The organism is Pseudomonas sp. N-137, from assembly GCF_034555295.1.
Classification (GTDB): domain Bacteria; phylum Pseudomonadota; class Gammaproteobacteria; order Pseudomonadales; family Pseudomonadaceae; genus Aquipseudomonas; species Aquipseudomonas rhizophila.
Genome location: NZ_JAXUDQ010000006.1, coordinates 349031 through 367063, shown reverse-complemented (window position 1 = coordinate 367063; position 18033 = coordinate 349031). Strand labels below are relative to the sequence as shown.

Annotated in this window: 13 protein-coding genes; 11 read left to right on the top strand and 2 right to left on the bottom strand. The window is 58.9% G+C overall.

The window, feature by feature from the left end; all coding sequences use genetic code 11:
• Nucleotides 1-8: 8 nt before the first annotated feature.
• Nucleotides 9-449, bottom strand: coding sequence for a carboxymuconolactone decarboxylase family protein (locus T3A99_RS03935; protein ID WP_076384471.1), 441 nt, complete (start codon nt 447-449; stop codon nt 9-11).
• 205 nt (nt 450-654) lie between these two features.
• Here T3A99_RS03935 and T3A99_RS03930 point away from each other — a divergent pair, with 205 nt between their 5' ends.
• The 3 genes from T3A99_RS03930 to T3A99_RS03920 all read left to right on the top strand — a co-directional run bounded on the left by T3A99_RS03930 (nt 655) and on the right by T3A99_RS03920 (nt 3037).
• Nucleotides 655-2088, top strand: coding sequence for a PLP-dependent aminotransferase family protein (locus T3A99_RS03930; RefSeq protein WP_076384469.1), 1434 nt, complete (start codon nt 655-657; stop codon nt 2086-2088).
• Between the two features lie 123 nt (nt 2089-2211).
• Complete coding sequence (locus T3A99_RS03925) at nt 2212-2493, top strand: antibiotic biosynthesis monooxygenase family protein (RefSeq protein WP_047225809.1); 282 nt, start codon at nt 2212-2214, stop codon at nt 2491-2493.
• A 139-nt stretch (nt 2494-2632) separates the two neighbouring features.
• Nucleotides 2633-3037 (top strand): cupin domain-containing protein, encoded by a 405-nt coding sequence (locus T3A99_RS03920; RefSeq protein WP_047225808.1) that lies wholly within the window; start codon nt 2633-2635, stop codon nt 3035-3037.
• 191 nt (nt 3038-3228) lie between these two features.
• Here the strand turns inward: T3A99_RS03920 and T3A99_RS03915 are convergent, their stop codons facing one another.
• The gene (locus tag T3A99_RS03915) at nt 3229-8097 is read right to left on the bottom strand and encodes an NAD-glutamate dehydrogenase (RefSeq protein WP_139049981.1); all 4869 of its coding nucleotides are present in this window, start codon (nt 8095-8097) and stop codon (nt 3229-3231) included.
• 467 nt (nt 8098-8564) lie between these two features.
• On the opposite strand from T3A99_RS03915, the gene T3A99_RS03910 reads away from it, so the two are divergent.
• The 8 genes from T3A99_RS03910 to T3A99_RS03875 all read left to right on the top strand — a co-directional run bounded on the left by T3A99_RS03910 (nt 8565) and on the right by T3A99_RS03875 (nt 18016).
• Nucleotides 8565-8918, top strand: a complete 354-nt coding sequence (locus T3A99_RS03910) for a hypothetical protein (protein WP_107322371.1) — start codon at nt 8565-8567, stop codon at nt 8916-8918.
• Nucleotides 8919-9191: 273 nt separating this feature from the next.
• A complete protein-coding gene (locus T3A99_RS03905; RefSeq protein ID WP_047225805.1) occupies nt 9192-10217 on the top strand; it encodes a LacI family DNA-binding transcriptional regulator in 1026 nt (341 codons plus the stop codon).
• A 149-nt stretch (nt 10218-10366) separates the two neighbouring features.
• Complete coding sequence (locus T3A99_RS03900; protein ID WP_076384463.1) at nt 10367-11149, top strand: TIM barrel protein; 783 nt, start codon at nt 10367-10369, stop codon at nt 11147-11149.
• Nucleotides 11142-12152: a sugar kinase gene (locus T3A99_RS03895; RefSeq protein ID WP_160892271.1), complete on the top strand. Its 1011-nt coding sequence runs from the start codon at nt 11142-11144 to the stop codon at nt 12150-12152. The genes T3A99_RS03900 and T3A99_RS03895 overlap by 8 nt, the downstream gene beginning before the upstream one ends.
• A 56-nt stretch (nt 12153-12208) precedes the next feature.
• On the top strand, nt 12209-13507 hold the full coding sequence (locus tag T3A99_RS03890) for an MFS transporter (RefSeq protein ID WP_047225802.1): 1299 nt from the start codon (nt 12209-12211) through the stop codon (nt 13505-13507).
• 12 nt (nt 13508-13519) lie between these two features.
• Nucleotides 13520-14497, top strand: coding sequence for a D-glycerate dehydrogenase (locus tag T3A99_RS03885; RefSeq protein WP_322833959.1), 978 nt, complete (start codon nt 13520-13522; stop codon nt 14495-14497).
• Between the two features lie 574 nt (nt 14498-15071).
• On the top strand, nt 15072-16247 hold the full coding sequence (locus T3A99_RS03880; protein WP_256676795.1) for a YcaO-like family protein: 1176 nt from the start codon (nt 15072-15074) through the stop codon (nt 16245-16247).
• Between the two features lie 35 nt (nt 16248-16282).
• Nucleotides 16283-18016, top strand: a complete 1734-nt coding sequence (locus T3A99_RS03875; protein WP_322833958.1) for an ATP-binding cassette domain-containing protein — start codon at nt 16283-16285, stop codon at nt 18014-18016.
• Nucleotides 18017-18033: the final 17 nt, after the last annotated feature.

Below are 18033 nucleotides of genomic sequence, written 5' to 3'. Positions count from 1 at the left end.
ATCAACCATCAGGAACCGGGACTCTGGCGGAAACTCACCGCCAGCCGGTTCCAGCTGTTGATGGTGCTGATCGCCAGCGTGAGGTCGACCAGTTCCTCCTCGCTGAACACGGCGCGGGCCTGGGCAAAGACCTCATCCGGCACCTGGCTTTCGGCCAACAGCGTTACCGCCTCGGTCCAGGCCAGGGCGGCGCGTTCGCGGGGGGTGAAAAAGCCACTGTCGCGCCACACCGCCACGGCGAACAGGCGCCGCTCGCTCTCACCCAGGCGACGCGCATCCACCGAATGCATGTCGGTGCAAAACGCACAGCCGTTAAGCTGCGAGGCACGGATCTTGATCAGATGCAGCAATCCCGGCTCTATACTCAGGCGACTGCTTAGCGCCTCAAGGCCAATCATGGCTTTCATCGCCCCTGGGGACGCACTGTAGTAATCCAGACGCTGGCTCATGGCGCAATTCCGTGCTGATCGGTATCTCCACGGTAGGCCGTGAGCACGCTGCGCGACAGATCCAATGTGTCGAAAAAAACCGGACCAGTTCATAGCAGACCAATCAGCGCGATTTTCTCCACGCAACTTCTATGCATACGCACAATGCGGTTAATCTTGCGCCTTTGCGGGCTAGCGCCACACAATCGCCCAGGAGCGCGCGGGTATGGAACTTCATGTTGTCATCAACGGCCGCAAAGACCTGGCGGGCCAGTTGTATCAACAACTGCGCAGTGCCATCGAAAGTGGTCGCCTGGCCGCCGGCACGCAACTGCCGCCCAGCCGCTTGCTCGCTGAACAACTGGGCGTCTCGCGCAAGACCGTGTCCGACACCTACGCCCAACTGACCTACGAAAACTTTCTCACCGGCATCATTGGCAAGGGCACCTATGTCAATGCGCGCCCGGCCCCAATCGTGCGCAAACAAAGCCACCGCGAGCTGGCCGGCGCCGATGTCGTCGAGACCTGGCGCAACATGCCGGACCTGATGCGCCATCCCACCCTTGAAGGTGCGCTGCGTTATGACTTCATCGGCGGCGCCACCGGCAAAGGCCAGTTTCCCCTGGACGACTGGCGACGTTGTACCGCCCACGCCTTGCGCCAGATCGCCAGCGCCAAGGGCTTCTACAGCCAGCCCGAGGGTTTGCCGGCGCTGCGCAATGCCATTGCCCGGCATATTGCTTTTTCCCGCGGGGTCAATTGTCAGGACGATGACGTGGTGGTGTGCAACGGTGCACAACAGGCACTGGATCTCATCTCGCGGGTCTTGACCCGGTCGGGCAGCCTGGTGGCCATGGAGGATCCGGGCTATCCACCAGCACGCCTGCTGTTTGGCTCCCACGGCGCCACGGTGGTCGGTATACCGGTGGATGACCAGGGCATGCGGGTGGACCTCATTCCCGACGGCACGAGCCTGATTTATGTGACGCCGTCCCACCAGTTTCCCTTGGGCATGCCCATGAGCCAGGCCCGCCGCGAGGCCTTGCTGGCGCGGGCCTACGAGTTGGGGGCAATCATCATCGAGGATGATTACGACAGCGAATTTCGTTACGAAGGCCGGCCGGCCGACTCACTGCAAAGCATGGACGACCGCGGGATCGTGGCCTACGTCGGCACCTTCTCGAAAACGCTGTTGCCGGAGCTGCGCCTCGGTTACGCGATCCTGCCACCGGCGATCCTCGAAGCGGTGATCCTGGCCAAGCGCCTCACCGATCAACACACCTCCACCCTGCCCCAGTGGGCACTGGCCAAGTTCATCGCCGAGGGCTGCCTGCTCAAGCACATCCGCCGCTGCCACACGCTGTATGCCGGCCGCCGCGAGCGAATTCTGGCGCGCATGGCTGGGGACCTGTCGCCCTGGTTCGAGGCGGTTCCCACCACCGCAGGCTTCCACCTGGCCGTGCTGTGCAAGGTGCCCATCGATCTGGCACTGGTGATCGAACTGGCGAAAAAAGCCGAAGTCGGGCTGTACCGCCTCGATGGCTTTTTCAACGACGCCCCGGTGCGGCCGGGTCTGTTCTTCGGTTTTGGCGCCATCGAAATCCTCGACATCGACACCGCCCTGGACCGTTTGCGGGACATTTTGCAGCAGGTCGCCTGAGCCATTGGACTGGACATTTATCCGCCCATTGGCTGTTTTAGCCTCGTAAATACAGGCCTATCCTGCAGGGGTCTCGTTGATTGTCGAGCCAATCCCGTCCGACTTGATTCAGGAGCCAGAACCATGACTCGCCAGGTGATCAATACCGTACAGGTCCAAGCCGCCGCCGGGCGCTCGGAAGAACTGGGCCGCCAGTTGCAGCAAATCGTCGAAACCCTGCGTGCACAACCGGGGTGCGATGCCTACATGGTCGACCGTTGCCCGGACGACGGTGACCGCTGGACCGTCAGCGCCCGCTGGCAATCGGAAGCGGCGATGCAAGCCCATTTCAACTGCCCTGAAGTGCAAGGGTTCATCGGCCTGATCGACAACCGTCTGGCTCGAAGCGTGGACTTCAACCGCTGACCTTTGTCTTGGGGTGGATCGCGGCATTGGTCTACCCGCCTTCCGAAAGATTGGACGTTTGTTTGCCCCTCCGTGGGGCTTAGGGTGAATCCATCGCTGCCACAGCGCGAACTCACTCAAACCCACGAAGGTCATTGCCATGAAAACCCTCTGCCTGATCGCCACCCTCAGCCTGCTGCCTCTGGCCCCGGTCTATGCCCACGAAACCGCACCCTCGGAAAAGGTCAACGTGCTGCAGGAGAAGATGCTGAAGAACCTGCCTGGTAAAAAAGCCATGATGCTGACCGTCGACTACGCCCCCGGCCAGTCGTCCGTCGCCCACAAACATGAAGGAACGGCCATGGCCTATGTGCTGGAAGGCGCCATCACCTCCCAGGTCAAAGGCGAGCCGGCGACCACCTACAAGGCCGGGGAGTTCTGGTACGAAGCCGCGGGTTCCGAGCATCTGGTTTCGAAAAACGCCAGCTCGACCGAGCCGGCGAAACTGTTGGTGTTCATGGTGATGGGCAAGGATGAGGCGGTGTTGATTCCGCTGAAGAACTAACACCTTTGAGCCCCCTGTGGGAGCGAGCCTGCTCGCGATAGCTGGGTGTCAGTCAACATCAATGTCGCGGGTCAAACGCCATCGCGAGCAGGCTCGCTCCCACAGGGGCTCTGCGCTCCAACCAATCGCGTATTACAAACGCAAAAAAGCCCCGCATCTCTCAATGCGGGGCTTTTTCATTCAACGCCGGATCAGTTGGCCGGCAGGACCGGTTGACCACTCAACGCCAGGTCCAGCAGTTCGCGGTTGGCGACCGCGTACATGGCGTAGTCCGTGCCACTGGCGGCACGGATGTCCACCAGCATGGCGCGCCAGCGCTCGACCATGTCGTGATGCTGCTCCAGCCACAGCGCCAGGCGTGTTTCCACCTCCTGGGTGCCGTCGCCCTGCTGCAGGACCGAAATGGTGATCGCCCGTTGCTGCCAGTCGACGTCATCGCGGAACGCTTCACGGGCCAGGGCCTGCCAGTTGTTTTCCACCGGCAGCGCGCTGATCTGTTGCAAGTACCAGGTGATGTCCAGGGCACTGCCCACGGCGAAGTAGGCCTTGGCCACATCGGCGGCGTTCTGGCCAGTGACATCGGACGCTTCGATGATCGGCAGCAAGGTGTACAGGTGCGTAGTGCCTGCAACCATGCGCGCCAGCAGTTCCGGCACGCCGGCTGCTACGTAGGCCTGGTAGCGGGTCTGCCAGCCTTCGCGGGTCGGGCCTTCCAGCAGTTCGTCGAGCTTGAGGCCCAGCGCCGCCAGGTGCGGACCGAAGTGAGCAACATCACGGGCAGCGTTCTGCTCGTTGCGGCGGCTGCGCAGGAACCAGCGCGTCGCACGACGACCCAGGCGCATCAGCTCGTCCATCAGCTCCAGTTGCACGTCAGCCGACACCTGGTGATCCAGGGCTTCAATCTGACGGAACCAGTGCGGGAGATGGAAGATGTCCCGCACGATCACGTAAGCGCCAGCCACGTTCGCCGGGCTCATGCCGGTGGACTCTTTGAGCCGTTGAACGAAGGTGATGCCCATGTGGTTGACCAGGTCGTTGGCGATCTGGGTGCTGACGATCTCACGCTTGAGGCGATGGCGACGCATGGCTTCGGAGAACTTGCTCACCAGTGTCGGCGGGAACGCGGTCTCCATGTCACGGGTCAGGTAGTCGTCATCCGGCACCTGGGAGTTGAGCAGCGCTTCCTTGAGGTCGATCTTGCTGTAGGAGATCAGTACCGACAGTTCGGCACGGGTCAGGCCTTGGCCCGCCGCGACGCGTTCCGCCAGTTGCTCTTCGGCCGGCAGGAACTCGATGGCGCGATCCAGCTTGCCTCGTGCCTCCAGATCGTTCATCAGGCGCTTGTATTCGGCAATGCGCACGAATGCGCGGCGTGCCGCCAGGGACAGGGCCTGGGTCTGCTTGTAGTTGTTGCCCAACACCAGGCCACCGACTTCGTCGGTCATGCTGCCAAGCAACTGGTTACGTTGCTTCTCGGTCATGTCGCCGGCCTGCACCACTTCGTTGAGCAGGATCTTGATGTTCACTTCGTGGTCGGAGCAGTCCACACCACCGGCGTTGTCGATGAAGTCGGTGTTGGTGGCGCCGCCATGCAGGCCGAACTCGACACGACCCAACTGAGTCATGCCCAGGTTGCCACCCTCGCCCACCACTTTGCAGCGCAGTTCGTTGCCGTTCACGCGCAGCGCATCGTTGGCCTTGTCGCCCACATCGGCGTGGCTTTCGCTGCTGGCCTTGACGTAAGTGCCGATACCACCGTTCCACAACAGATCCACCGGCGCCTTGAGCAAGGCGTTGAGCAGCTCGGTCGGGGTCAGTTTGTCGGCCTTGATGTCGAAGCGTTCTTTCATCTGTGGCGAGATGGCGATGCTCTTGGCGCTACGCGAGAAGATACCGCCGCCTTCGGACATGATGCTGGTGTCGTAGTCGGTCCAGGCCGAACGCGGCAGGTCGAACAGACGCTGGCGCTCGGCGAAGCTGCTGGCAGGCTCCGGGTTCGGGTCGATGAAGATGTGCAGGTGGTTGAAGGCTGCCACCAGTTGCAACTTGTCAGACATCAACAGGCCGTTACCGAACACGTCGCCGGCCATGTCGCCGACGCCCACCACGGTGATGCTGTCTTCCTGGACATTGATACCGCGTTCACGGAAGTGACGCTGTACGCCGACCCACGCGCCTTTGGCGGTGATGCCCATTTTCTTGTGGTCGTAGCCGGCAGAACCGCCAGAAGCGAACGCATCGCCGAGCCAGAAGCCGTAGTCGATGGCGATGCCGTTGGCGATGTCGGAGAAGGTTGCAGTGCCTTTGTCCGCAGCCACTACCAGGTACGGGTCATCGTCGTCATGACGCACGACATTGGTCGGCGGAACCAGTGCGCCTTCCTTGAGGTTGTCGGTGATGTCCAACAGACCGGAGATGAAGATGCGGTAGCACGCTACGCCTTCGGCGGCGATCTCATCCCGGCCACCGCCCAGCGGCAGACGTCGCGGCAGGAAACCACCTTTGGCGCCGACTGGCACGATCACCGAGTTCTTCACTTGCTGGGCCTTGACCAGACCCAGCACTTCGGTGCGGTAGTCTTCTTCACGGTCGGACCAGCGCAGGCCACCGCGAGCAACGTTACCGAAGCGCAGGTGCACGCCTTCGACCCGAGGCGAATACACGAAGATCTCGAACTTGGGCACCGGTTTCGGCAGTTCCGGGATCAGGTGCGGGTTGAACTTGAAGCTGAAGTAGGACTTGTTCTGGCCGTTGGCGTCGGTCTGGTAGAAGTTGGTCCGCAGGGTGGCCTTGATCAGGTCCAGGTAGCGACGCAGGATGCGGTCTTCGTTGAGCACCTGAACGTCGTCCAGTGCCGTGAGGATCGCCTGTTCAAGACGCAACTGCTTGTCTTCCAGGTCGTCGCCGCTGAGTTTGCGCGCCAGGTAGAAGCGGGTCTTGAACAACCGGGTCAGTTCACGAGCGATGTCGGTGTGGTTGTTCAGGGTACTGGCGATGTAACCCAGGTCGAAGCCCAGGCGGATCTGCTTCAGGTAACGGGCGTAGGCACGCAGCAGCGCCACGTCGCGCCATGGCAGGCCGGCGGTCAGCACCAGGCGGTTGAATGCATCGTTCTCGGCATCGCCACGCACGATGTGGACGAAGGCGTCCTGCAAGGTGTCGTTGAGCTGTTGGATGTCCAGGTCCAGGCCTTCGGCGGCGGTGAACGCGAAATCATGAATCCAGAACTCGCGGCCATTGGTGTGGCGCAGGCGGTACGGGAACTCGCCCAGCACGCGCAGGCCGAGGTTTTCCAGGATCGGCAGGACGTCGGACAGCGCCAGCGGCGTGTCGGCGTGATACAGCTTGCAGTGCAGCTCGCGCTGGCCGGACACCTGGCCCAGCGGCTGGTAGAAGCTCATGACCAGCGGATTTTTTTCGTTCAGGCTCAGCAGGTGCTGCATGTCGACCACGGCCGAGTGCGCGGCAAAACGCTCGCGGTAGCCGGCCGGGAAGCCTTTCGGGAAATCGGACAGCACGTTGGTGCCATGGGCTTCGCCGAAGCTTTCGATCACCAGACTGGCGTAGTCGTCCTTCCAGCTGCGGCAGGCCTGCACCACTTCTTTTTCCAGCAAGACCGGGTCGATGTCGAGACGGTTCTTCGGGTCTACCCGCAAGATCAGCTGTACACGGGCCAGCACGGATTCGGAGAAGAAGGTCCAGAACTCGCAGTCCGAGGCTTTCAGACGCTCCATCAGCACTTGCTGGATCTTCTGGCGCACTTCGGTGGAATAGATGTCGCGCGGCACGTAGGCCAGGCAGTAGCAGAAACGGCCATACGGGTCTTTGCGCAGGAATACGCGGATCTTGTTGCGTTCCTGGATCTGCACGATGGACATCACGGTGCTGAACAGCTCGTCCACCGGGGTCTGGAACAGATCGTCGCGAGGCAGCACTTCGACCACCTGAGCCAGTTCCTTGCCCAGGTGCGCCTTGGCCTGGAAGCCCGAGCGACGTTCGATTTCCTCGACCTTGCGACGGATGTACGGGATGACGCGCACGCTTTCACCATACACCGACGAGGTGTACAGGCCCATGAAGCGGCATTCCTTGATGACCTTGCCATCGGCGTCGATCTCACGGATCGATACGTAGTCCGGGTAAGCCGGACGGTGTACACGGCTCGGGTGTGCGGCCTTGGCGAACGACAGCGGGGTCGGTTCACGCAGGTAATTGACGGCGTAGTCTTCAATGCGCAGGTCATCGACCGTGAGGCCGGCACGCAACAGTTTGGTCAGGCCGAGGAACGAATCGGCGTCGTATTCGATATGGCCGCCATCAGGGTCATCACGAACCACGAACTCTTCATAGCCAAGGAAGGTGAAGTGGTTACCCACCAGCCATTCCAGGAAACTCTTGATTTCACCTTTTTCGTCGGCATCGATGGCATAGGCGCTGTTGTCCAGGCTGGACAGAATATCCTGGACCTTGGCTTTCATCGGCTCGAAATCAGCCACCGCCACGCGCACTTCGCCCAGCACCTGCTCAAGTTCCTTGCTCAGGACGTTGAGTTCGGCGGCGTTGGCGCAGCGGTCGATTTCAAGATACATCAGGGATTCTTGGAGAATGCCATCGCCCTGGGTGCCTTTGGGCAGGATCTCCAGCAACTCGCCCTTGTTGCCGCGACGCACGCTCAACACGGTGGTTTGCAGGGTATGGATGCTGTAACCGCGACGGTTCAGTTCGGTGCGGACCGAATCCACCAGAAATGGCAGGTCGTGGTGCAACACTTCCACTGCCGTATGGGTCGACTGCCAACCGTGGCGTTCGTAATCCGGGTTGTAGACGCGGACCTGCGGCTGCGCATGATCGAAGCGCTCAAGCAGGCGCCAGGCAGACAGGGTGCAGCCGGCGAGGTCGGACAACCGGCGCTGGGTAAGTTCATCGAGGGAAATGATGCCGAAGAATTGTTCAGCGAACAGCGCCACTTGTGGCAGTGCCTGTTCACTGATGTGCTGCGCCAGTGCCGCTTGCAGTTGGTGCTGGAAGTCGGCTTTGCTGGCTGCGGTGAAGAACGCCATCTGTGGTACTCCGCTTGGGCTTGTTATTGATGGAAGCGTCGCGTGCAGCCCTTTTTCAGGGCTGTCGGCCATCCTGTTCCTGATTCTCGGGCAGAGGAAACAGGACGACAGGTGGGTGAAGCTGGACAAGACCGGCAGGTCACATCCTTTTCCATGTAATTTCCATGTAATGGACACCTGCAAAAAGCCCTCGTGGTGCCCTTTGCAGGTGTACATCCGCCGTGCAGCTTAACGAGTGCGACAATGTGCCTGCTTGCAGCGCTGCGACATATTCGGTCAACGGCAAGCTAAACAGCCGGTTTGCATCGAACAACCGTAGCAGCCCGGCGAGCAAAACGGCACCTTGCGCTGTGAAATTGCGCGCATATTCTGCGTGTGACTGCAGTAATCCAGCAGAAAGTCGTTCGGGCTGGCAAAATTCACTTTATTTGCGCCCAGCAAGGCTCATCGAGCCAGGAGCCATCACCATGCAAATGACCACCGCCCTTCTGATCGCCAACCCGTGCGACGAGGAAGAAGACAACATGGCCATGCTGTGCTGCCACAGCACCCAGGGCGAAATGTTCCTGATGACCCGCTACCCCGACGAAGACGAACTGGAAATCGCCCTGGAGGGTGAGCCTTCGACACTGGAAGGCGTCAAAGTGACCCTCAGCCCGACCCTGCTGAAAATCGAAATTGCCGCGTCGGACGCCGATGTGCTGAACGGGGATGATGTGCTGGAGATTACCCACGACACCGATGCGGCGGATTTGGCGGAGGTGGAACTGACGTTGCAGAACATCCTCAAGGGGACGGGCACCTATATCAGCCAGCTCTGAACCTGAAGCGCGACTGACTCCCTGCGACGAGCATGCTTGCTCGCCACACGGAACTTGGAGGCACCCCGCCTAACTTATTCCTGCGCCGGCACAAGATTGCCGTCCGAGTCATGGACCAGATACTCGTCAGGACACGATACCTGCGCTTTCCTGGGCTGAGGTAAACCACCGTCGGTCGTTCTTATGTCGCGTCGCTCTTGACGACCCCCTGGGTTCTGAGGTCTTCTGAAACCGGTTTCAAAGCCACTAACAAAAATAAGCAGGTTTCAATTGATGAACCCTTTCTCCGCCGCCCAGCGCAGCCGCGTGACCATGCTTGATGTCGCCGAACGCGCCGGGGTCTCCAAGGCCAGCGTCTCGCGCTTCATTGGCGAGGATCGCGCCCTGCTTTCCGAGGCCATCGCTCAACGCATCGAGCAAGCGATCAGCGAACTGGGCTACCGTCCAAATCAGATGGCCCGCGGCCTCAAGCGCGGACGCACACGCCTGATCGGCATGCTGGTGGCCGATATCCGCAACCCTTATTCAATTGCCGTGATGCACGGCGTGGAAACAGCCTGCCGTCGCCACGGCTACAGCCTGGTGGTGTGTAACACCGACCGCGACGATGAGCAGGAACGCCAGCATCTGGCCTTGTTGCGCGCCTATAACATCGAAGGGCTGATTGTTAACACCCTCGGCCACCACCGTGATGAATTGTTGGAACTGCGCAGTGAAATGCCCCTGGTGCTGGTCGATCGCAAGGTCGATCGACTGGAAAGCGACCTGGTGGGCCTGGACAATCCGGCGGCCGTCGAGATGGCGCTCGATCATCTCGAACAGCGGGGCTACCGCGATCTGTTGCTGGTGACCGAACCATTCGACGGCACCAGCTCGCGGATCGAACGGGTCGAGAGTTTCAAGGCCGGCATTCAACGACGGCCTGCCCTGGCCGGCACCGTTGTGGAAACCTGTGATCAGTTGACCACGCGCATCAAGAACTTTCTTGCCCCGCCGGGACATAGCCCCAAAGCATTGTTCTGCGCCAATGGCATTGCCGCCCTGGCCGCCACGACGGTGCTGCGCGAACTGGGTTGCCATTTGTTCGACGATGTAGGCCTGATCGCCCTCGATGATCTGGATTGGTACCCGCTGGTGGGCAGCGGCATCACCGCCCTGGCCCAACCGACGGCCGAGATCGGCGCCAGCGCGTTCGAATGTTTGCTCAAGCGCTTGCGTGGCGATAACGGGCCGGTGCGAACCCTGGATTTTGCGGCGCGGTTGATCGAGCGTGGGTCCACGCGGGGAAATGGTCGGTGATAAAGCCCTACCGCGAGCAGGCTCGCTCCCACACTGGATCTGCATCGCACTGGAGTCCCCTGTGGGAGCGAGCCTGCTCGCGATAGGGCCCTCTCAAGCACAACTTTTTTTTGCACAAAACTGAAACCGGTTTCAGAGGTATAAAAACAATGCACAACCCACCCGTCTCCATCAGCCTTTCCAGCTACGGTGCCGATCTGGTACGGCAACAGGGCCAAGGCAGTTTTATCGATCTGCTGGCTGCCGCTGGCGCTTCACGGATCGAATGGCGCGAAGAACTGCTCACCACTGAACAGCCCGCTAAACTGGCCGCCGGTGCCTTGGCCAAAGGACTGCAAAGTATTTTTTCCTCTCCACTTGAACTGTGGCTCGCCGGCCAGCCCAAGCCCAATCCCGCCCTGTCACTTGCCTTGCGACGTGCCGAGGCGTTTGGCTCGGCATGGCTGAAAGTCTCTCTCGGCTATTTCACCGACTCCCATGATCTGCCAGCCCTGGCGGATGCGCTGGCCGCCAGCCCGGTGCGATTGCTGGTGGAAAACGACCAGACCCTGCAAGGCGGGCGGATCGAACCATTACAGCGTTTTTTTGCTGCGACAGAGGAGCAAGCGCTGCCCATCGGTATGACCTTCGACATTGGCAACTGGCAATGGCAGGACCAATCGGCCGCTGTGGCCGCCCGACAGCTTGGGCGGTATGTGGCTTATGTGCATTGCAAGGCCGTGGCCCGGCGCGCCGACGGCAAACTGGTCGCGGTGCCTCCGGCGATGACAGACCTGCATCTGTGGGAACAACTGTTCAAACACATGCCCGCTGGTGTAATGCGCGCAGCCGAATATCCGCTGCAAGACGATGATTTGCTGCAGTTGACTGCGGGACATGTCGCCACCCTCGCCCGCCTAGGCCAATCATGCCGGGAGCCAGCCCATGCCTGAGTTCGATGTGTTGTCTTTCGGCGAAACCATGGCGATGCTGGTGGCCGACCAGCGCGGTGACCTGGCCAATGTCGAGCAGTTCCACAAGCGCGTCGCCGGGGCCGACAGTAACGTGGCCATCGGTCTGTCGCGACTGGGCTTCAAAGTGGCGTGGCTGAGCCGGGTGGGTGCTGACTCCCTAGGACGCTTCGTGGTGCAGACGCTGGAAAACGAAGGCCTGGATTGTCGCCACGTGACGGTCGATCCAGCCCACCCCACCGGGTTCCAGTTCAAATCCCGTAGCGACGATGGCAGCGACCCACAAGTCGAATATTTCCGTCGCGGCTCGGCGGCCAGTCATCTGTCGATCGACACCATCGCCCCCTCGCAGCTCGAAGCCCGCCACTTGCACGCCACCGGCATCGTCCCGGCCTTGTCGGTCACGGCCCGTGAGATGTCCTCTGAATTAATGATGCGGATGCGCGAGGCCGGCCGCAGCCTGTCCTTCGATCCCAACCTGCGGCCGAGCCTGTGGGCTAGCGAGTCGATGATGATTCACGAAATCAATCGCCTCGCCGCCCTCGCCCACTGGGTCATGCCGGGGCTCGGCGAAGGTCGCTTGCTGACTGGTTTCGACGACCCGGCCGACATCGCCGCGTTCTATCTGGACCTGGGTGCCGAAATCGTCGCGATCAAGCTCGGCGCGGATGGCGCCTATTTCCGCACTCAGCTAGGCCAGGGCGTAGTTGCCGGCGTGCCGGTGGCCCAGGTGGTGGACACCGTGGGCGCCGGCGATGGCTTCGCGGTCGGCCTGATCAGTGCGTTACTCGAAGGCCGCGCCATCACCGAAGCCGTACAGCGCGCCAACTGGATTGGTAGCCGCGCAGTGCAGAGCCGTGGAGACATGGAGGGATTGCCGACGCGCATTGAGTTACTGGCTGAATTTAATGATGCCAATCGCCAGCAGGCTCGCTCCCACAGGGTCGACGCATCCTCATGCGGGAGCGAGCCTGCTCGCGATTAGAACCACCACAAAACACACCTGCTGCAACAAAAACAACAAGCTCAGGAGTCAACGACATGCAAACGCTCAACCTCGCCACCCGCCGCTGGTGGTACATCATGCCCATCGTCTTCATCACCTACAGCCTGGCTTACCTGGACCGGGCCAACTACGGCTTCGCCGCCGCCTCGGGCATGGCCGAGGATCTGATGATCACCCCGGGGCTGTCCTCATTGCTGGGCGCACTGTTTTTCCTTGGTTACTTTTTCTTCCAGGTACCGGGGGCGATCTACGCGCAGAGACACAGTGTGAAGAAGCTGATTTTTGTCAGCCTGATCCTCTGGGGCTCGCTGGCGACCCTGACGGGCGTGGTCTCCAATGCTTACTGGCTAATCGTGATCCGCTTCATGCTCGGCGTGGTCGAAGCTGCGGTGATGCCGGCCATGCTGGTGTATCTCTGCCACTGGTTCACCCGGGCCGAACGCTCACGTGCCAACACCTTCCTGATCCTTGGTAACCCGGTCACCATGCTGTGGATGTCCGTGGTGTCCGGCTATCTGGTGCAACAATTCGACTGGCGCTGGATGTTCATCATCGAAGGTCTGCCGGCGGTGCTCTGGGCCTTTATCTGGTGGCGCCTGGCTGATGATCGTCCGTCCCAGGCCAAGTGGCTCAGCAACCAGGAAAAACAAGACCTGGAAAGCGCACTGGCGGCTGAACAGGTCGGTATCAAGGCCGTGAAAAACTATGCCGAAGCCTTCCGCTCACCCAAAGTCATCATCCTGGCACTGCAATTTTTCTGCTGGAGCATTGGGGTCTACGGGTTCGTGCTGTGGCTGCCGTCAATCCTCAAGGCTGGCCTGCAAATGAGCATTGTCGAGGCCGGTTGGCTGTCGTCGTTGCCATACCTGGCGGCAGTAGTCGCCATGCTGGTCGTGTCCTGGGCGTCGGACAAGGCGCAGAAGCGCAAACGTTTCGTCTGGCCGCCGCTGCTGATCGCGTCCGTAGCGTTTTACGCCTCCTATTTGCTGGGGCCTGAGCATTTCTGGTGGTCCTACAGTTTGTTGGTGGTTGCCGGGGCTTGCATGTACGCGCCGTACGGGCCGTTTTTTGCCATCGTTCCAGAGATCCTGCCGGCCAACGTCGCCGGCGGTGCCATGGCACTGATCAACAGCATGGGCGCGTTGGGTTCGTTCGGCGGCTCGTACCTGGTGGGCTATCTCAACGGCACCACCGGCTCTCCCGGTATGTCCTTTCTACTAATGAGTGGCGCCTTGCTGTTGTCGGTGGTACTGACCCTGGCCCTCAAGCCCGGCGCCAGCGACCGCGCCGTGTCTCAAACCGCGACGCCACACCCGGCGTCCGCACAGTCCTGAATCGAGCCCTCCATGAAAAAGCACGTAGTGTTGTACAAAGCGCTCTCGGCGCAACTGATGGACCGTCTGCAAGCTCAGGCCCAGGTCACCCTCATCGAGCACCTCGATGCGCCAGGCCTGGCCCAATTGCGCGACGCCTTGCCTGGCGCCCATGGCCTGTTGGGGGCCAGCCTGAAACTGGATGCGCCACTACTGGACTCAGCGCCGAACCTGCAAGCCATCGCCAGCGTCTCGGTGGGGGTCGACAACTACGACATCGACTATCTGACCGAACGCCGCATCCTGCTCACCAATACCCCGGACGTGCTGACCGAAACCACCGCGGACACCGGTTTTGCACTGATCCTGGCAACGGCTCGGCGCGTGGTGGAGTTGGCCAACCTGATCCGCTCAGGCCATTGGCAACAGAGCATCGGCTCCAAACATTTCGGCACCGATGTCCATGGCAAGACCCTCGGCATAATAGGCATGGGCCGCATCGGCGAAGCCTTGGCCCAGCGCGGGCATTTCGGTTTCGGCATGCCGGTGCTCTACCACAGCCATTCGCCCAAGCCCGCGGTCGAGCAACGTTTCGGGGCCCGTTATTGCAACCTCGAGACGCTGTTGCGACAGGCGGATTTCATTTGTCTGACTTTGCCTCTGACGGCAGAAACCCAAGGGCTGATCGGTGCACAAGCGTTCGCGCAGATGCGTCCCGAAAGCATCTTCATCAATATCTCCCGAGGCAAGGTGGTGGACGAAGCCGCTCTGATCGACGCCCTGCGCAACGGACAGATCCGTGGCGCGGGGCTGGATGTGTTCGAGCGCGAACCCCTGAGTGCGGACTCACCGTTATTACAAATGGATAACGTAGTGGCAACGCCGCACATGGGTTCGGCCACCCACGAGACACGGGAGGCAATGGCGCGCTGTGCGGTGGATAATCTCCTGATGGCGTTGGCGGGAGAGCGACCGGTGAATCTGGTGAATCCGGAGGCGTGGGAGGGTTGATTCGTTCGTCCACGAGAATGAAGCCAAGCGCAGCTTTTTGGCGAGGGAATCTCTCCCCTCGCCACCGGTTCTGCCAGTACTGGATAGCCGACTGGCAACACCCCTCCTTTGAATCTTGCTCAATTACTCTAGCGGCACTTCATCCCGGGATGAATAAACCACTCAACCCATTGAGTAGATAGCCCAGAAAAGCAAACTTCAACAAAAAACCACCTTCCCTCAGGCACGTCCTACCGATCGCCAAGAACAGGCCTACACCAGCATCGGAAGTTGCATCCTAGCCCATCCAAAAGCCCAGTGTTATTAATTATGCACTTGCACAAAAACGCGCAAGTTAGGTGATCGCTAAGCGACACTGAATAATCAATAAAGGAGTATATGACATGGGTAGGAAGCGTTCTGAAATCAACACCTTTGATGTTCTGCCGCAGGCAATGGGCTTTTCCAAAGGGCTTCTGCCAACCGAAGCCAACTTTTTTGCATCTCTGATCAACTGAAATCATTGATCGATTAAGTGCCTGTGAACAGGCGCCGAAAGGTTTCCACCTTTCGGCGCCTAAACCTAGAGGTTTCTATGCCAGAACGCGAACTAACATCTACCGAAGCTCTATTCAATATCATGTCCACCCTGCACACGCTCGGTTTTAGAGCCGAGGCCCGCTATACGACACCCTCCAGGCTAGTGGCAACCGCGGAGCTTTTTGATAGTGACAATCATTTTATTGAGTCAGGTGCGGGTAAAGGGCCGGACGCACTTATAGGTGCGCTGGCAGAAACCATCGAGCATGCCAGCTCTTTTCTAGCCCCTAATCATGAGTCGACATGGCACAGCACCGACAGTATTGCCAGTCAGAAAGCAGCTAAATACGACGGTTTTTTCACCCGCCTGCCATACAGCGACGAACCAATAGACTGCTTCACTCTCACATCGCTGGATAAAAAAGAACACCTGATTGCTCCAAGCGCTCTACTCTGCCCTGCTGCTGCCCGAAGCAACTCCAACGACACGCGTTCTACCATGCAATTCTTGGCACGTTACTCATCCAACTCAGGCATTGCTTTTGGCTGCACTGAAAATGAAGCTTTATTGCATGGCATTCAGGAAATAATCGAACGACATGTCTTATCTCTTTTTTTCATGGCGATATGCGGAATCGGCCCCAAGATGGACCTATACCAACCGTCGACGAGCTTGCTTAACAAGGCGCTCCTCAACGACCCTTCCGCCTTAGAACCCGCCAATAAACTGCAGATCATCATTATCAAAGATGTCTTATCTGTTTACTTTGCCGTCGCCTTTCCCAAAGCCGGCCCTGGAGACCAGCCTCTCTCACCTATTGGCTCAGGCTGTTCGATGGACATTTGCACCGCCATTCAGAGAGCGGTGACTGAACAATTCCAATCCGAGAGTCTATATGATGTCTTTGAAGACTCCATGGACAGAAAGACTGTCAAGCTATTATCGCACTCAAAAACCCTTAAAAATTTAATCGACTTGGCCCCTGTTAGAAGCCTGAACCTTCCTGAGCTTGAATGCCCACCACACGACAGCAACGAAACTGTCCCAGCGCAATTAGACACCCTGCACAAAGCCGTATCGGCGTCCGACAAAAAAATATTTCATAGAACTGTAGTGCGCTTCCCGAACAACAGCATCGTTACCCAGGCTTACATCCCTGGACTTGAACGTTTCAACATCATTAGAAATGGGCAACTCGTTGTACCTCAGCATGTATTACTCAGCAGTTGAAACCAACCACCCATAAAACAATAACGGACGGTCGTATGCATCCTATGCAAACGCTCATTAGAACTGCCTGCAAAGAACATACGACTCTTCTGGCATCCACCATTGCAACAATCCTGGTGCTCAAGCTCATCGCACTTGCCCCACCTTTGCTCCTGGGGGCCATCGTCGACACCCTGTACGGCGAGAAACATGCAACCGTCAACCTAATGCTCACTCTTACGGCAGGCCTTGTGCTCGCTGGGTGCGTGCAGGCAATTATCAGCCCGCTACAGATCCATTTCCTATCCAAGCTTGTCCAGCAAATTATCATGGCCGCATCTATTGAATGGCTGGCAAACCTTATGCGCAAGGAATTTGCCCGGTTCAATTCATGGCGAATCGGTCACTTCATAAAGTCGGTCGAGCGTGGAATTACCGCTCACGAACAACTATTGACGTTTTTTGTTACCGTCGGACTGCCGCTGTGCCTGGAGTTCTTGATCGTTGGCGGCGCTTTTTTTTACATGGGTGGCATTGAAGTTTTTGTGAGCATGACGGGTCTAGGATTTATCTACCTGATTGTCAGCCACAAAATTATCAGATGGCGCAGGAAGCACATTGACGCTGTCAACGAGCAGGAAGATGAATTGAGCGCCCTCCTATACAACACGCTCAATGCAGGCAAAGCAATAAAGCTGGAAAACGCCGAGTCTACCGCCACACAGCCGTTGAATGAGGCCTTCAAATGCTATGCCAATACTGCGGTGACCGCGGCAACCTCGGGTGGTTTCTTGAGCGCTGCCAAGATTCTGTTCGTCAGCCTCTCCACGGGCGGATTACTGGGATGGGGGGTTGTTGATCAACTGTCGAACCAGCCCAGTATCAGTGTCGGACAACTGGTGGCCATTTTTTCCATTGCCGGCAGTTACTTACTCAATATCGCCGCGTTAACGGAGGGCTATCGTGTGCTGGATCAGTTTCTTGCCGATCAGCGTCGACTTCAAAGCCTGCTTTTGCTCCCAAATTTTGACCATGGCAATCGGCAATCGGAAGTCAATTTTCGAGGGGCATCGACACTGATTCTGGATCCGTGCGTACTGACCGAAAATGGCGACGTTCGCTTGTCGATCACGCAAAGCCTGAGATTTACTCAAGGTCAATCCGTGGCGATCATCGGCCAGAGCGGTGCGGGCAAATCCACCTTGTTGGAAGTTCTCGCTGGTCTTGATCAAGAAACGCGAAATCAGTTGAGCATCGACGCAACTCCCGTTTCGCAACTGAATCCTCGCGCCCACTTGAGTGCATTGAGGTACTGCCCTCAGCAGCCCTGTTTTCTCGAAGGTCTCTTTGAAAGGTCCGTTCTGTTTGGCGTTAAAGCGTCGCCTCACCTCGACCAGGCAATACGACGACTGCAGCTACAGGACATTGTCTGTGAACGGAGCATCAGTGAACACGCATCGAATATTTCTGGCGGTGAAGCCAAGCGTCTGTCACTGCTGCGTCTGATCAACAGGCCTGGGCGATTCAATTTGTTCGATGAACCCAGTGCATCAATCGAGCCCGGGTTGACCGACTCCCTATGGGACTTGCTGTTCGATACCTTCGCAGAACGCGGGCTAATTTGTGTCACTCATGATTTCGAACATCTACAGCGCTTTGATCGGGTCATCGTCCTGCGCGACGGCGCGATTGTTGACGACGGGTGTTGGCAGGAGCTGGCCGACAGACCGGCAATCAAATTGTTGCTCAATGACTTTCAGGACACGGCACTAGCCGGCATACAGGAATAGATCTGAACGCCAGTCCC

Bases quoted from the DNA above. Each gene is read 5' to 3' on its own strand.
- T3A99_RS03935 (WP_076384471.1), bottom strand. From the start codon at position 449: ATGAGCCAGCGTCTGGATTACTACAGTGCGTCCCCAGGGGCGATGAAA.
- T3A99_RS03930 (WP_076384469.1), top strand. From the start codon at position 655: ATGGAACTTCATGTTGTCATCAACGGCCGCAAAGACCTGGCGGGCCAG.
- T3A99_RS03925 (WP_047225809.1), top strand. From the start codon at position 2,212: ATGACTCGCCAGGTGATCAATACCGTACAGGTCCAAGCCGCCGCCGGG.
- T3A99_RS03920 (WP_047225808.1), top strand. From the start codon at position 2,633: ATGAAAACCCTCTGCCTGATCGCCACCCTCAGCCTGCTGCCTCTGGCC.
- T3A99_RS03915 (WP_139049981.1), bottom strand. From the start codon at position 8,097: ATGGCGTTCTTCACCGCAGCCAGCAAAGCCGACTTCCAGCACCAACTG.
- T3A99_RS03910 (WP_107322371.1), top strand. From the start codon at position 8,565: ATGCAAATGACCACCGCCCTTCTGATCGCCAACCCGTGCGACGAGGAA.
- T3A99_RS03905 (WP_047225805.1), top strand. From the start codon at position 9,192: ATGAACCCTTTCTCCGCCGCCCAGCGCAGCCGCGTGACCATGCTTGAT.
- T3A99_RS03900 (WP_076384463.1), top strand. From the start codon at position 10,367: ATGCACAACCCACCCGTCTCCATCAGCCTTTCCAGCTACGGTGCCGAT.
- T3A99_RS03895 (WP_160892271.1), top strand. From the start codon at position 11,142: ATGCCTGAGTTCGATGTGTTGTCTTTCGGCGAAACCATGGCGATGCTG.
- T3A99_RS03890 (WP_047225802.1), top strand. From the start codon at position 12,209: ATGCAAACGCTCAACCTCGCCACCCGCCGCTGGTGGTACATCATGCCC.
- T3A99_RS03885 (WP_322833959.1), top strand. From the start codon at position 13,520: ATGAAAAAGCACGTAGTGTTGTACAAAGCGCTCTCGGCGCAACTGATG.
- T3A99_RS03880 (WP_256676795.1), top strand. From the start codon at position 15,072: ATGCCAGAACGCGAACTAACATCTACCGAAGCTCTATTCAATATCATG.
- T3A99_RS03875 (WP_322833958.1), top strand. From the start codon at position 16,283: ATGCATCCTATGCAAACGCTCATTAGAACTGCCTGCAAAGAACATACG.